Source organism: Pseudomonas sp. NY15437, assembly GCF_048068435.1.
Taxonomy (GTDB): Bacteria; Pseudomonadota; Gammaproteobacteria; order Pseudomonadales; family Pseudomonadaceae; genus Pseudomonas; species Pseudomonas nitroreducens_B.
The window spans coordinates 234,779-249,156 of record NZ_JBLUQC010000003.1; the positions used below are offsets into that span (position 1 = coordinate 234,779).

General features: G+C 66.9%; 13 protein-coding genes. 3 read left to right on the forward strand and 10 right to left on the reverse strand.

Features of this window, described 5'->3' with window-relative positions:
- Positions 1–40: 40 nt before the first annotated feature.
- Positions 41–1,621, reverse strand: a complete 1,581-nt coding sequence (locus tag ACNFIA_RS08575) for a bifunctional 3-(3-hydroxy-phenyl)propionate/3-hydroxycinnamic acid hydroxylase (protein WP_416784061.1) — start codon at positions 1,619–1,621, stop codon at positions 41–43.
- Positions 1,622–1,856: 235 nt separating this feature from the next.
- Between ACNFIA_RS08575 and glsB the strand changes: the two genes are divergently transcribed.
- Both glsB and ACNFIA_RS08585 read left to right on the forward strand, forming a co-directional pair.
- Positions 1,857–2,765, forward strand: coding sequence for a glutaminase B (glsB, locus tag ACNFIA_RS08580; RefSeq protein WP_259755609.1), 909 nt, complete (start codon positions 1,857–1,859; stop codon positions 2,763–2,765).
- 164 nt (positions 2,766–2,929) lie between these two features.
- Positions 2,930–3,889 carry a bifunctional helix-turn-helix transcriptional regulator/GNAT family N-acetyltransferase gene (locus tag ACNFIA_RS08585; RefSeq protein ID WP_416784064.1) on the forward strand — a complete coding sequence of 320 codons (960 nt, stop codon included), beginning with the start codon at positions 2,930–2,932 and terminating at the stop codon, positions 3,887–3,889.
- A 54-nt stretch (positions 3,890–3,943) separates the two neighbouring features.
- Here ACNFIA_RS08585 and ACNFIA_RS08590 read toward each other — a convergent pair whose 3' ends face one another.
- The 3 genes from ACNFIA_RS08590 to ACNFIA_RS08600 are packed head-to-tail and all read right to left on the reverse strand — an operon-like array spanning position 3,944 to position 6,988.
- Complete coding sequence (locus ACNFIA_RS08590) at positions 3,944–4,297, reverse strand: RidA family protein (protein WP_416784066.1); 354 nt, start codon at positions 4,295–4,297, stop codon at positions 3,944–3,946.
- 17 nt (positions 4,298–4,314) lie between these two features.
- Entirely contained in the window at positions 4,315–5,559 is a 1,245-nt protein-coding gene (locus ACNFIA_RS08595; RefSeq protein WP_416784067.1) for an NAD(P)/FAD-dependent oxidoreductase, read from the reverse strand.
- A gap of 7 nt (positions 5,560–5,566) precedes the next feature.
- A complete protein-coding gene (locus tag ACNFIA_RS08600) occupies positions 5,567–6,988 on the reverse strand; it encodes a PLP-dependent aminotransferase family protein (RefSeq protein ID WP_416784069.1) in 1,422 nt (473 codons plus the stop codon).
- A gap of 355 nt (positions 6,989–7,343) precedes the next feature.
- Between ACNFIA_RS08600 and ACNFIA_RS08605 the strand changes: the two genes are divergently transcribed.
- On the forward strand, positions 7,344–8,756 hold the full coding sequence (locus tag ACNFIA_RS08605) for an amino acid permease (RefSeq protein ID WP_416784071.1): 1,413 nt from the start codon (positions 7,344–7,346) through the stop codon (positions 8,754–8,756).
- Between the two features lie 132 nt (positions 8,757–8,888).
- On the opposite strand, the gene ACNFIA_RS08610 is transcribed toward ACNFIA_RS08605, so the two are convergent.
- Genes ACNFIA_RS08610 through ACNFIA_RS08635 form a run of 6 tightly spaced genes read right to left on the reverse strand, consistent with a single transcriptional unit; the run spans position 8,889 to position 14,351 of the window.
- A complete protein-coding gene (locus ACNFIA_RS08610; RefSeq protein WP_416784072.1) occupies positions 8,889–9,995 on the reverse strand; it encodes a response regulator in 1,107 nt (368 codons plus the stop codon).
- Complete coding sequence (locus ACNFIA_RS08615; RefSeq protein WP_416784074.1) at positions 9,985–11,748, reverse strand: ATP-binding protein; 1,764 nt, start codon at positions 11,746–11,748, stop codon at positions 9,985–9,987. The genes ACNFIA_RS08610 and ACNFIA_RS08615 overlap by 11 nt, the downstream gene beginning before the upstream one ends.
- Positions 11,741–12,715: an ATP-binding protein gene (locus ACNFIA_RS08620; RefSeq protein WP_416784076.1), complete on the reverse strand. Its 975-nt coding sequence runs from the start codon at positions 12,713–12,715 to the stop codon at positions 11,741–11,743. Before ACNFIA_RS08620 ends, ACNFIA_RS08615 begins: the two co-directional genes overlap by 8 nt.
- On the reverse strand, positions 12,712–13,065 hold the full coding sequence (locus ACNFIA_RS08625) for an anti-sigma regulatory factor (protein ID WP_259755597.1): 354 nt from the start codon (positions 13,063–13,065) through the stop codon (positions 12,712–12,714). Before ACNFIA_RS08625 ends, ACNFIA_RS08620 begins: the two co-directional genes overlap by 4 nt.
- Before the next feature lie 4 nt (positions 13,066–13,069).
- Positions 13,070–13,495, reverse strand: coding sequence for an STAS domain-containing protein (locus ACNFIA_RS08630; protein ID WP_259755596.1), 426 nt, complete (start codon positions 13,493–13,495; stop codon positions 13,070–13,072).
- Between the two features lie 10 nt (positions 13,496–13,505).
- A complete protein-coding gene (locus ACNFIA_RS08635; protein ID WP_259755594.1) occupies positions 13,506–14,351 on the reverse strand; it encodes an STAS domain-containing protein in 846 nt (281 codons plus the stop codon).
- Positions 14,352–14,378 lie beyond the last annotated feature (27 nt).

The window sequence follows — 14,378 nt, forward strand, 5'->3', positions numbered from 1 at the left end:
CGCCGATGATAAGGGAAGCCCGCTGCCATGGGGTACTGCTTCAGGCGCGCAGCAGCGCCTGGCAGCGCTGCAACAGGTCGTCGGCGCGGTGGGCCGGCGCCTGGTGCATGATGATGCGGTCCGGGCGCACCACCGCGAGGGTCGGCGCGGCCCAGGCGCCCAGCAGATTGCCGTCCAGTTCCTCGGCGAATTCCGCAGCGCCGCCGCTGCGTTCCAGCCCGATCTGCAGGAAGCTACCGCCCATTGCCTCCCACTGCTGCTGTTGGTGTGCGTCCAGCCAGCTGCGCGGGTTCGTGCCCAGGCCCACCAGTTGCAGGCGGTCACCCAGCAGGTCATCGCTCAGGCAGACCCGGCCCTGGTGGCGCACCCAGCCCTGCGGGAAGAGGGCGCCGTTGGCTGGGCCCTTGCGGCGTTTGTCCGGCGTGAACAGGCCACGCTTGAAGCGGTTCTTCGGCTTGATGTCGAGTTCCTCGAAATGCCGGCGCGCGGCCGGGATCAGGCGCAGCGCCTTCATCAGGCCGTGGATCGTGGCGGCTGCCCAGGCGTTGCCGGGCATCACCAGGCGGCCCATGAGCTTGGCCAGCGCGATCATCTCGCGGGCGTGAGGGCGACGTTCCTCATCGTAGGTGTCGAGAATCGCCTGCGACGCCCGGCCCTGGAGTACCCAGCTCAGCTTCCACGCCAGGTTGGCGGCATCGCGCAGACCGGCCACCAGGCCCTGGCCAACGAAGGGCGGGGTGATGTGCGCGGCATCGCCGATCAGGAAGACCCGGCCCTTCTGGAAGGAGTCGCAGCAGCGCGCGTGGAACCGGTACACGGCCTTGCGTTCGATGTGCAGCTGGCCTGCGGGAATCCAGGGTTGCAGGAGCTGGCTGATGCGCTCGTCGCTTTCCATCTCGGCGCGGGTTTCGCCCGGCTGCAGCATGAACTCCCAGCGCTCGCGGCCGCCTGGCGCGGGCATGTGCGGTGTGGGGCGACGGTGATCGCAGAGAAACTCGACGTGGTCGATCGCCTGCCCGTGGCGGGAACCGGCATCGACGATCAGCCAGTCCTCGGCGTAGCTCTGCCCTTCGAAGTCCTGGCCAATGAGCGTGCGGACCTTCGAGCTGGCGCCGTCGGCCCCGACCAGATACGCGGCGCGGACCTGGTGGACCTGGCCGCTGTCGTCTTCCAGCGAGGCGGACACGCCCGTCCCGTCCTGCGCCAGGTCCCGCAGCGTCAGGCCGCCCTGGAACTGCACGTTGGCGTAATGCGCGGCCTGCTTGCGCATCGCCTGCTCCAGGTCCGGCTGATAGAAGGTCACCAGCTTGGGGTGGCCGTCGATCCGGCCGCGGGTGTTGGCCTGGCCGAATTGCCCCACCAGCGGGCAGTGCATTTTCACCTGGCCGATGGTCAGGGTATCGAAGGCGTCTTCCGCCAGGCCGGCGAGCTGCAGGATGCGCAGCGCCTCGTTGTCCAGCGCGATGGCACGCGGCATCAGCAGGACGTCATGGACCTTGTCCACGACCAGGGCATTGACGCCGTAGCGGCCGAGCAGCGCGGCGAGTGTCGCGCCGACCGGGCCGTTGCCAATGACCAGGACATCAATCGAGCAGGGCAGTTGCTTGTTGTTGTTATGCATGGGGCGGGTCCTGAAACGGAGTGGGGCGGACCGGGGAGGTCCCGTTTCGGACTCTATCAAAATTGACGAATGTTTCAATATTGGATGTTGAGTCACAAATGCGACCTCTGCGGTCGAATCCTTCCCGCCGCCTCCCTCCTGCCATTTTGAGCCCGACGATGTGATTTCCCCGGTTCGACCTGCGTCAAGGAATCTGCCCCGCGCCGTTGTCTGGGGACTGATAACAGGGCCTGCCATGCAAACGCTGTTGAACGAGATTCTCGAAGAAGTACGCCCCTTGATCGGCAAGGGCAAAGTGGCCGACTACATCCCCGCGCTGGCGGACGTGCCGGCCCAGCAGTTGGGCATTGCCGTCTATGGCAACGACGGCAGTTATTACTGCGCCGGCGACGCGCTGGTGCCGTTCTCGGTGCAGAGTATTTCCAAGGTGTTCAGCCTGGTTCAGGCGATCGGCCATTCCGGGGAAGCCATCTGGGAACGCCTCGGCCATGAGCCCTCGGGCCAGCCGTTCAACTCCCTGGTGCAACTGGAGTTCGAACGCGGGCGTCCGCGCAATCCGTTCATCAATGCCGGTGCGCTGGTGATCTGCGATATCAACCAGTCGCGCTTTGCCGCCCCCATCCTGTCGATGCGCGATTTCGTCCGCCGCCTGTCGGGCAATCCCCACGTGACGATGGATGCCCGTGTCGCCGATTCGGAGTACCAGTTCCGCGCGCGCAACGCCGCCATGGCGTACCTGATGCAGTCCTTCGGCAACTTCCACAACGAGGTCGAGACAGTCCTGCGCAGCTATTTCAGCTACTGCGCGCTGCAGATGACCTGCCTCGACCTGGCCCGGGCGTTCTGTTTCCTGGCCAACGACGGGTTCTGCAAGCACAGCGGCGAGCAGATCCTGACCCGGCGCCAGACCCAGCAGGTCAACTCGATCATGGCCACCAGCGGGCTGTACGACGAAGCGGGCAACTTCGCCTACCGCGTGGGGCTGCCCGGCAAGAGCGGCGTCGGCGGCGGGATCGTGGCCGTCGTACCCGGGCAGTTCAGCGTCTGCGTGTGGTCGCCGGAGCTGAATGCGGCGGGCAACTCCCTCGCTGGCATGGCGGCGCTTGAACTGCTCAGCTCGCGGATCGGCTGGTCGGTGTTCTGATGCCGGGCAGGCGTGCTGCCGGGCGATTCGTCGCGCTCTGACCGCCGGGCCCGCTGCGGAGGCGGTTCGACGCCGCCGCCGCAACAAGCAGCTGGTCGTGTCGCTCTCGACCGATCTGCTCCGATATGGTTGTATCGTGCAACTACTTAGGCCGGGGAAATGCCATGACGATCGATCCATCCGTGGTGGAGCAGGTTCGCGCCGCGTCGCGCACCATGGTCCGCGAGCTGGGGTTCATGCGCACGACCCTGGCGGGTACCGATTACTCGCCCTCCGCTGTGCACACCCTGCTGGAGTTGAGCGCCCGCGGTACGCTGAGTGCCGCGCAGCTCGTGCAGGTTCTCGGACTGGAGAAATCCAGCGTCAGCCGCCTGGTGGCGAAGCTCGTTCGCTCCGGTGAGGTGCAAGAGACCGCGTCGGATGACGATGCGCGAACCAAGCGACTCAGCCTGACGGCCCAGGGAACGCGCACGGTCGGCGCCATCCATGCCTACGGTCAGCGGCAGGTGACGACCGCGCTGGCACCGCTGGACGGCGCCCAACAGCGTTCCATCGCGCAGGGGCTGGAGGCCTACGCGCAGGCCCTGACGGCACAGCGCCTCGGCGCGGAACAGCCGGCCGGTTCGGTCATCCGGGTGTCGTCGGGGTATCGTCCCGGGCTGATCGGGCGCGTGACGGAAATGCACGCGAGCTTCTACTCGCGGCACTCCGGCTTCGGGCAGTTCTTCGAAAGCCAGGTGGCAACCGGCATCGCAGCCTTCGCCGGACGCCTGAACCAGCCACGCAATGGCATCTGGGTGGCCGAGCAGGGTTCGCGAATAGTCGGCTCGGTCGCCATCGACGGCGAGGACCTGGGCAACGGCGAGGCGCACCTGCGCTGGTTCATCCTCGACGAGCACTGCCGGGGCCAGGGCGTGGGGCGCCGCCTGCTGGAGCAAGCCATGGCCTTCTGCGCCGAGCAGGGCTTCTCGGCCGTCCAGCTCTGGACATTCAAGGGCCTGGATGCGGCGCGCCGGCTCTACGAGTCGTTCGGCTTCGAACTGACCCGCGAAGCGCAGGGCGACCAATGGGGTACGAGCGTCACGGAGCAACAGTTCACACTCGAACTCACCCGTCGCAGCTGACGAACGATCGGGGCTTGTCGCTGCCTCCGTGACTGGCTTCCTTGTGGCTGGATATCAGGCAGCTTCGATGGCTGCGGTAACGATCACCTCTACCCGCAACCGAGGGTCTGCCAGTTTCGCTTCGCCGCAGGCCCGCGCCGGAGCGTGGCCGGCGGGCACCCAGGCATCCCACACGGCGTTCATCTCGGCGAAGTCGGCCATGTCGGCGAGCCAGATGATGGTCTGCAAGAGGTGCTGGCGCGTGGTGCCGGCTTCATCGAGCAGGGCGTCGACGCGCGCCAGTGCGGTGCGGGTCTGTTCCGCCACCGATTGGTGCACCTCGCCGACCTGGCCGGCGAGGTAAACGGTGTCGCGGTGGATGACGATCTGGCTCATGCGTGGGCCGGTCTGCTTGCGCTGGATACTCATGGGTGGAACTCCTCGGGTCAGAAGCGTCGTGCGGAAAAACTGTCGAGCCAGTCCGGCGCCCTGCCATCGAGGATCTGGGCGACCAGTTGCCCGGTGGCGCCAGCAAGGGTGAGGCCGAGATGCTGGTGGCCGAAGGCGTGGATCAGCCGTGGCTCATTGGGGGAAGCGCCGATCACCGGCAGCGAGTCCGGCAGCGACGGCCGGAAGCCCAGCCAGCGCCGCGCCACCGGGGCGCGCAGACCGAGCACGCGGCGCACCCGCTGTTCCAGGTAGTCGAAGCGCTGTGGGTTGGCCGCGTCGCGGATCGAGCCCAGTTCCACGGTGCCGGCCACGCGCAGGCGGCCGGCCATGGGGGTCATGTAGAAGGCGCTTTCCACCGGGCAGCAGGGTCGCTCAAGCAGGGTGTCGTCGAGGTCGAACTCCAGGTGGTAGCCCCGTTCGGTGTCCAGCGGGATGCGGTCGCCCACCTGGCGGGCGAGGGCGGCGGACCAGGCGCCGCCACAGAGCACCACGCGATCAGCGAGCAGGCGCTGGCCATCCGCGCAATCCAGTTGCAGACCGCTCCTCTGCCGGCTGAGCCGCTCCACGGCATTGAAGTGGAGGGCGCCCTCGGCCAGCAGCGGGGCAGCCAGGTCCTCGAAGAAGCGCTGTGGATCGTCCAGGTGCGACGACTCGGGGAACAGGATGCCGCCCACGCTCTTGCCCGCCAGCGCCGGTTCAAGTGCCTCAAGCTCCTCGCGGCCCAGGCGTTGCTGGGGAATGCCGAATCGCTCGCGCAGGGCGTAACCGGCATCCGCGGCGCGCAGGCTGTCCTGGCTGGCATAGGCGTAGATGCAGCCCTTGTGGCGCAGATGCCGGTTGGCAGCGGGCGCCTCATCCAGCAGTGGCGCGTAACCCTGGTAGGTGTGCTGCAGCAGTTGGGCGAGGGCGGTGGCGTTGCGCTGGAAGTTCTGCGGTCGGCACTGGTCGAGGAAGCGCAGCAGCCAGGGCATCAGCCGCGGCAGGCGCGACCAGCGGATGACGAAGGGCGAGTCAGGTGAAAACAGCAGGCGCGGAATGTCCTTGAGCAGGCCCGGTTGCGCGATGGGCATGCAGCCGTAGGGTGCGAAGGTGCCGGCATTGCCGTAGGAGGCGCCGGCGGCGACCGCGTCGCGCTCCAGCACAATCACTTGATAGCCCTGGCGGCGCAGCCAGAGGGCGGTGGCGACGCCCACCGCTCCGGCGCCGACGACGGCAACTTCACAACGTTCCGGCAATTTCATCGAGGTTTCAGACCCTGTCGTGCATGTGGAGATGGCCTTGCTGCGCGAGACGGGCGATGACGTCCAGGGCCTGGACCAGCTGCTCGCGCGACTTGGCCGCGGAAAGATTGATGCGCACCGCGTTGGGTGACTGGTCCTGGCGCAGGCTGAAGGCACCGCCGGGCAGCACGCCGACGCCCTGTTCCTGGCAGAGACGGGCAAAGCGCGAGGCATTCCAGGGCTCGGGCAGGTGCAGCCAGGCGTGGGTGCCGACGTCGCTGGCCTGGTAGCGCAGCCCCTTCAGGTGCTCGGCCAGCAGCGCCTGGCGGGCGCGCAGTTCCTCGCGCTGGTGGGCGATCAGCTCGTCGCTGACACGCTCTTCGATCAACCGGGTAGCAATCAGCGCGTTCAGCGGCGAGGTGCTCCAGCAGTCGATGCGCAAGGTAGCGGCGATGTTCTGCACCTGGGCGGGCGGTGCCACCACAAAGCCCATGCGCAGGCCGGGAGCGATGCACTTGGAAAGCGCGGTGACGTAGAACGTGCGCTGCGGACGGTGGGCGATAAAGGTGTCGTCGCGGTGTTCGAGCAACGCACGGTAGACGTCGTCTTCGATCAGCCAGAGGTCGTCGTGAGGGTCCATCACCGCCAGCAACTCCGCGCGACGTTGCGCATCGAGGGTGATGGCGGTGGGGTTGTGGATCGACGGCACGAGGAACAGCAGGCGCGGTGCGTGGGTTGCGATGGCCTCGCTGAGGGCCTGCGGACTCATGCCGCGCGCGTCGCCGTCCACGCCCACCAGGTTCAGGCCCAGCGAGCGGCACAGGGCATTGATGCCCTGGTAAGTGATGCTATCGGCCAGCACGGTGTCGCCGGCCACCGTCATCGCGCGCAGGATGCAGGCAATGCCGTGCTGCGCGCCTTCGGTGACGATCAGGTTGCCGGCCTCGGCGGGGACGTCCAGCGTCCGCAGCCAGTGCGCTGCCGCCTCGCGCGCCCAGGGCATGCCCTCGGAAGGGTGATAGTCCTTCATGCCGTTGAAGCGTGGGTCGTTGCCAAGACGCGGCAGCAGGGCGACCAGCGCCTTGTTGTAGGCGTCGGTGGCGGGGCGGTTGACGCTCAGGTCGATCAACCCCGGCGCATCGCTGGGCGCGGACTGGAACTGCACCGCGGGCTGGCGCGGATGGGCGACCTGGGTGCCACGGCCCGGGCGGCTTTCGATCAGCCCCTGCTCCTGCAGCACAGCCATGGCGCGGGTCACGGTGGTGATGTTGATGCCCAGCTCGCTGGCCAGTTCGCGGTGCGGCGGCAACCGCTCACCCGGCTGCAGGGCGCCGCTGCGGATCGCCTCGGTCAGGGCGCCGGCCAGCTGCGCATAGAGCGTCTCGGCGCCGTCGCGCTGCAGCAGGGCGTCGGTCTTGAGGGCAGTCAGAAGGGTTTCGAATGGGCTCATGGCCTGAGGGGTTCCTTGTACTTATCCTGCAGTTAACAGGATAAAAACATCACTTGTCATGCATTTTTATCCATGACAATCCATGTTGACAAGCAATATATCGCTTGTTAGCTTCGAATTGTATTGCTTGTCATGCATTACAAAAACAACGCACCTTATGGCAGGAATTCGACATGACAGAACAGCCGCTCCATCGCCGCGTGCCCGCTCCCGTCAGGGCGCCAGCGCGCTTGCTGAACTCGGCGGGTACCGGTGGGCGCCCAGAGTATCCAGCGTCGCTCTACACTCCATCAACCATTGTCTCGGCTGACGAGTCCTGGTTGTTCGCCGATACAACCCACCCGGAGGTGCACCCATGAGCCGGCCACTGAAGCTCGACGCCCCGCGCGAGCGCCGCCTGAGCGGTGCATTGCGCCAGCGCCACATCACCATGATCTCGCTGGGCGGCATCATCGGCGCGGGATTGTTCGTCGGCAGCAGCGCCACCATCGGCGCCATCGGCCCGGCAGCCTTCCTGAGTTATCTCGCCGCCGGCATCGTGGTGATGCTGGTGATGCGCATGCTGGGCGAGATGGCGGTGGCGATTCCCGGCGTCGGCTCCTTCACCGAGTACGCCCGCCTGGGCCTGGGCAACTGGGTGGGCTTCACCAGCGGTTGGTTGTACTGGTACTTCTGGGTGATTGTCGTGGCGGTGGAGGCGGTGGTCGGCGCCGACATCCTCAAGCAGTGGATCCCGCTGCCGGCCTGGGCCATCGGCCTCAGCCTGCTGGCGATCATGACCGCCATCAATTGCCTGTCGGTGAAGTCCTACGGCGAATTCGAGTACTGGTTCGCCTCGCTCAAGGTGTTCGCCATCATCGTCTTCATCGGTCTGGGCTGCGCCTACCTGTTCGGCTGGGCGCCGAGCACCAGCACGCTGCTGGGCAACCTGGTCAACGACCGCGGCTTCATGCCCTATGGCATCGGCGCGGTGCTGGCCGGCGTACCGACGGTGATTTTCGCCGTGGGCGGCGCGGAGATTGCCACCATCGCCGCGGCCGAGTCGGATGATCCGTCCAAGAGCGTCGCCGCCATGACGCGCTCGGTGATCTTCCGGGTGATCGCCTTCTACGTCGCGTCGATCCTGCTGATCGTCTGCATCGTGCCCTGGGGCAGCATCGTACCGGGGCATTCTCCCTTCGTTGCGGCCATGGAAGTGATGAAGGTGCCGGGCGCGACCCTGATCATGCAAGGAGTGGTGCTGGTGGCGGTGCTCTCGGCGCTCAACTCCGGGCTCTATGTGTCCTCGCGCATCCTCTTCGGCCTCAGCGAGCGCGGCGATGCGCCGGCCTCGCTGTCGCAACTGACCGGCCGCAAGGTCCCGCGCATGGCAGTGCTGCTCAGCAGCGTGATCGGCTATATCGCCATCGCCGCCGCCATTGCCTCGCCACAGGGGGTGTTCCTGTTCCTGGTGAACGCGTCGGGGGCGATCATGCTGTTCGTCTACCTGGCCATCGCCGTCGCCCAGGTGCGTCTGCGTCGCCAGCTGGAGCGCGAAGCGCCGCAGCGCCTGACGCTGCGCATGTGGTTGTTCCCGGGGTTGTCCTACGCGGTGATCGCCTCGATCGTCGGGGTGCTGTTGGCCATGGCCTTCCAGGATGATCTGCGCATCCAGCTGCTGGCCAGCCTGGTGAGCCTGGCGGTGGTCTCGGCGGCGCATTTGCTGGTGCGTCGGCGACGTTCGCGCCTGAAGGTCAGCGAGTCGCGCGTGGCGGTAGGGCGCGGCTGATGAGACGAAGAACCCCGGCTTGTTCCGGGGTTTTTCGTTCAATGCGGCGGTCGCATTCGGTCGTCATGTGGCACTCCCTGAAGGTCCTGATGAAGGTCCGCTCAGGGCGCAGCGCTGTCGGCGCACGCCGCCTCATTCCAGCCGCGCCGGCAAGGTGATGTCGACCACCGCGCGGCTGCCTTCGTTGCAGAACCCCACCTGCCCCCCGAAGCTTTCGCACAGCGCCTTGACGATGGGCAGCCCCAGGCCCCAGCCCTTGGTGTCGCTGCGGGTGGAGATGAAGTAGGGCGTGGCGAGGTTGTTCAGCACCTCCACCGGGAAGCTGCCGGTGTTGCTGACGCGCAGGCAGATGTGCTGCTCCTGGCGGGACAGCGCGAGGCAGATGGGCTGCTCCGGCGCGCCATGCTTGGCGGCGTTGCCCACCAGGTTCTCGAGGATGCGCAGGAAGGCGGTGGTATCCCAGATCACTTCGCCCAGCGCGCCGTCGATCTGCAGCGCCAGCGGGTTGCTGACCTGCAGGCCGAGGGTGGCGATGGCGTCGTGCATCCAGGCGCCCAGGTCGGTCGCCTCGCCGCGCAGTTGGATGCCGCCGCCGACGCTGACATGGGAGATGTCCAGCAGGTTGGCGACCATGTTGTCGACGCGGCGCAGGTTGTCCTCGACGATCTTCAGCAATTCGTCGGTGCGCCGGGTGGGGCTGCGCAGCATCAGCCCGGTGGCCATGGTGGCGGCGGCGAGCGGCGAGCGCAGGTCGTGGCTGAAGGAGCGCATGAAGCGCTCGAGCATGATCTTCTCGGTGCTGATCTGCTCGGTACGCGCCTCGGCCCAGTCGCGCTGACGTTCGACCCGCTGCAGCCGGGTGCTGCTCTTGAGCAGGCTGCCGATGGTGGCGATCAGCTCGTCGGGGTTGATCGGGTGGGTCAGGTAGGCGCGGGCGCCGACGTTCAGGCCGGTGGCCTTGTCCTTGCCGCTGACGAAGGTCGCCGAGATGTTGATGATCGCCGGCAGGCGTTTGGGCCCCAGGCGTTTCTCGGCCCGCTGGATCAGCTCGAAGCCGGTCATGTCCGGCAGGTTGATGTCCAGGATGACCACGTCCACGCCCTGCAGGATCAGCTCCAGGCCTTCGGCGCCGGTGGCCGCTTCCAGCACTTCGTATTGCGATCCGCCGGCGACGATCTTGCGCAGGATGTAGCGGTTGGCTTCGAGGTCGTCGATGACCAGGACCTTCTTAGCGCCCATGGTGGTGCTCCTCCATCAGGCGCGACACCTCGCGCAGGACCTGTTCGCCATAATCGGTCGCCGACTTCTGCACGATGGCCCGCGAATGGCGCGCCAGGTGCTGGCGGGCGGCGTCGTCCAAAGGCTTGGCGGTGTTGATCACCACGCGGGCGTGCAGGCCCCAGTCCATGTTGTCGAGCAGGTCCTCGCCGGCGATGTCCGGCAGGTCCAGGTCGAGGAAGATCAGGTCGGGGCGCACCTCGTAGAGCATCTCGATGCTGGCGGCGCCGTTGCGCGCCTCGTGGACCGAGGCCTGGTAGGGGCTCAGCAGTTTGTTCAGCAGGTAGCGGTCCGCCTCGCTGTCATCCACCACCAGCACGTTGATGCCGCTCAGGTCCAGCGGTGCATCGCTGGCGGTCGCCTCGTCGTGCCGGCGGCGCAGGCGTAGCAGGAAGCGGCTGCCGCGGCCGCGGCTGCTGTCCAGGCTGATGGAGCCGTGCAGCAGGCTCGCCAGGCGTTGCGCCAGCGGCAGGCCCAGGCCGGTGCCCTGTACCTTGGCAAGTTCCGGGTTGCGGATGCGCAGGAATTCCTCGAAGACCTTGCCCTGGTTTTCCGGGGCGATGCCGATGCCGGTGTCCTCGACGAGGAACTCGACCGTCTCGTCGTCGGGCAGGTAGGTGCGCACGCTGACGCGCCCCTGCGGCGTGTACTTGAAGGCGTTGTCGATCAGGTTGCGCATCACCTGGAACAGCAGGTGCCGGTCGGTCTGCAGGGCGACGTCGCTGGCGGGCGCCGCGACCTGCCACTGCAACTGCGGGTAACGCAGCGCGATGGCGCCGGCGCACTGGCGCAGTTGCTCGGTGAACTCGGCCAGGGTGAAGTGCGAGGGCGAGATCTCGCTGCGGCCGGACTCGGCCTTGGACAGGTCGAGCAGTTCATTGACCAGCCCCGACAGTTCGGCGGCGGCCTCGCTGATGAAGCCCACCTGGCGCTGCTGCTCGGGGTTGAGCGGGCCGTCGTGGCCGTTGAGCAGCAGCTTGCTGATGTTCTCGACGATATTGATCGGCGTGCGGATCTCGTGGGTCATGTTGGCGAAGAAGCGGCTCTTGGAGGCGCTCGCCTCGCGCACTTCCTCGTTGGCCTTCTCCAGCTCCGAATAGAGCGCCACCACGCCCTTGTTGGTGTTCTCCAGTTCGAGGTTGATGGCTTCGAGCTCCCGCTGCTTGTCCTGCAGTTCGCCGGCGGTGAGCAGCAGTTCGCTGCCGCTCAGTTGCAGCTCGACGAAGGGGTCGGCGGCGCCGCTGTGCTGCAGTTGCTGGCGGATGCTCTGGATGCGCGCCGGGGTGGGCGTGGCGCGGGCGCCGGTAATGTACTTGCAGGCGCGGATGCGCGTGCCCTCGGCGCCGGTGCGCAGGTCGAACTCGTCCATCAGCCGCCGGGCGCCGCGCAGCCCCAGGCCCATGCCAGTGTGGGAGACATAGCTGCCGTCGAGGATGCGCTCGATGTCGGCGATGCCCGGCCCGTTGTCCAGGGCTTCCAGGCACAGGCGCTCCAGCAGGCCCTGGGCGTTGCTGCTGATGTCGAAATGAAAGAGCCCTTCGCCGGCGTACTGGTAGGTGTTGCGCGCCAGTTCGGACACGGCGGTGGCGAAGCGGATCTGCTCGAGGTGCGGCAGCTCCAGCCAGCTGGCGATCTGCCGCGCGCTCTGGCGACAGGTCACCACGTCGATTTCCTCGCGGATGCGGACGGTGGCGATGCGAAAGTGGTCAGGCATGTTTGAGCACCACCAGGGTTGCGTCGTCGTTGTGCCGACGGAAGTCGCGCTGCAGAACGCCCGCGATCACCGCGGGATGGCGGGAGGCCAGGCCCGGATAGGCGCTCAGGTTGAAACGCGTGCCGATGCCATCGGAGGCCATCAGCAGCACGGTGGACGGCGACCAGGGGTAGCTGAAGCTCTTGATCCGGCCGATCCGGTACCCCACCGTGCCGTTGCCCGACACCATGCTGCGGCTGCGTCCGTCATCGAGCACGCCGAGGATGTTGCCCATGGCGCAGAAGCGCACCTCCGCCTGTTGCGGCAGGACTTCGGCCAGCGCCACGGCGCCGCCACGGGTGGAAGCCAGAGCATGGTGCATACGTTCGAGCAGTGTTTCCTGCGGCAGGTTCAGATCATGTTGCAGGAATATCTCCCGCGCCCGCGTCGCGACCAGGCTGGCGGCGTGGCCATGGCCCAGGCCGTCGCAGACCATCAGGCGGTTGCCCTTGCGCGCCCAGGCGTCGCCGCAGCTTTCTTCGCCGGGGTAGGGCGTGCTGATGCCGGCGACCTGCAGCGGGTCGTTGCGCTCGTGCAGGTCGAAGCCGGCGAATAGCACCGTGCCCTGGCCGGGCACCGAATAGAGGTCGAAGGTGTCGGCCTGCCGCCGGATCGCGCCAAGGCCGGCGCCCATGGTGCCGGCGGTGGAGAAGCTGTCGCTCAGGCAGCGCGCCACGTCCTGCATGCCCGGCCCGCGGTCCACGGCGAGCAGTTGCAGGTGGTCGTCGTCCTGGAAATAGAGCATCTCCCCGCCGCTGGCGTGCAACACCAGGTTGCGCGCCATCTCCTGCACCACCAGGGTCAGGCGGTCGAGCAGCGCCTGGCCGACGCCGGCGTCGCGCGCCAGGTTGACCGCCGCGCGGCGCGCGGCGTCGACATGCGCGCTGTGCGATACCGCGAGATTGAACTGTAGCGCCGCGTCGTTCATTTCCACTTCCATAGTTCGATGGTCGTACCTGTCCCTGGTTCGCTCTGGATGGCGAACTGATCCACCAGCCGGCGCGACCCGCTGAGCCCCAGGCCCAGGCCGTTGCCCGTGGTGTAGCCGTCCACCAGCGCCTGTTCGATGTTGGCGATGCCCGGCCCCTGGTCGCTGATCACCAGGCGGACCGCCGCGCGGCCGTCGCGCTGGGTGATTTCCACGACGCATTGCCCGCCGCCGCCGTAGAGCAGGGCGTTACGCGCGATCTCGCTGGCGGCAGTGACGATCTTGGTCTGCGAGACCAGCCCCAGCCGTATCTGCTCGGCCGCCTGGCGGACCTTCTGGCGGATGACCACGATGTCAGTTTCCTGTTTCAGAGGGAGCGTTTGTGTCGTCGTCACTCTCCGGCCCCCCGTCGTCGTCCTCTTCATCCAGGCTGTTTTCCAGCCAGCGCATGCCTTTCTCGATGTTCAGCGCCGTGGCGATGCCTTCCAGGGAGAGGCCCAGCTCCACCAGGGTGATGGCCACCGCCGGCTGCATGCCCACCACGATCACCTTGGCATCGAGAATCCGCGACACGTTGGCGATATGCGAGAGCATCCGGCCGATGAAGGAGTCGACGATTTCCAGCGCCGAAATGTCGATGAGCACGCCGCGCGCCTTGTGCCGGACGATCTGCTCGGTGAGGTCTTCCTGCAGGTCCATGGCCAGCTGGTCATGCATGTCCACCTGGATGCTCAGCAGCAGGTAGCGGCCCATCTTGAGGATCGGAATACGATCTACCATCGGGGTGTCCTCAGTGGGCCTTGGCCGGGCTGACCATGCGCACGCCCAGTTGCTTGAGCGCCAGCTTGAACGCATCCGCCAGGGAGGCCTTGGTCACCACGTCGCCGAGCTCCACGCCCAGGTGCACGATGGTCGCCGCGATCTGCGGGCGGATGCCGCTGATGATGCAACGCGCGCCCATCAGCTTGGCGGCGGTGATGGTCTTGAGCAGGTGCTGGGCGACCATGGTGTCCACGGTCGGCACGCCGGTGATGTCGATGATCGCCAGGTCCGACTCGGTCTCGACGATCTTCTGCAGCAGCGACTCCATGACGATCTGCGTGCGGTTGCTGTCCAGCGCGCCGATCAGCGGCACCGCCAGCACCCCGTCCCAGAGTTCCACCACCGGCGTGGACAGCTCCAGCAGGCTTTCCTGCTGTTCGCGGATCACCGCCTCGCGGCCGGTCATGAAATATTCCAGGCTGAACAGGCCGAGCTGGTCGATCAGCTTGCTGATCTGCCACACCGCCTCGATGGACGTATCGGGCTGCTGCTGCTGCAGCAGGGTGAACAGCGGCTCCTTCAGGGAGAAGATGAAGGTCGCCGTCTCCGACGGGCTGAAGCCCTGCCGCGCCTGGGCCAGGGACAGGCGTTCGAGCTGGGATTTCAGCGGCTTCCAGGCCGGCGAGTCGAAGTCCCGCGCGCCCTGGGCCAGCGCCATGGTGAAGGTCTTGAGCAGTTCCTGGGAGTTCTGCTGCACCGTGCGCTCGTCGATCAGGTCCAGCCGCAGCCCTACGGCGCGCTGCGCTTCCAGCCACTGGGCGAGGAGCTGTTGTTCGTTGTGTTTGAAGAGTTCTGCAAGCGAAGTGTCGGTCATGTGCGGGCGTCCTGTGGGTGAAATGGC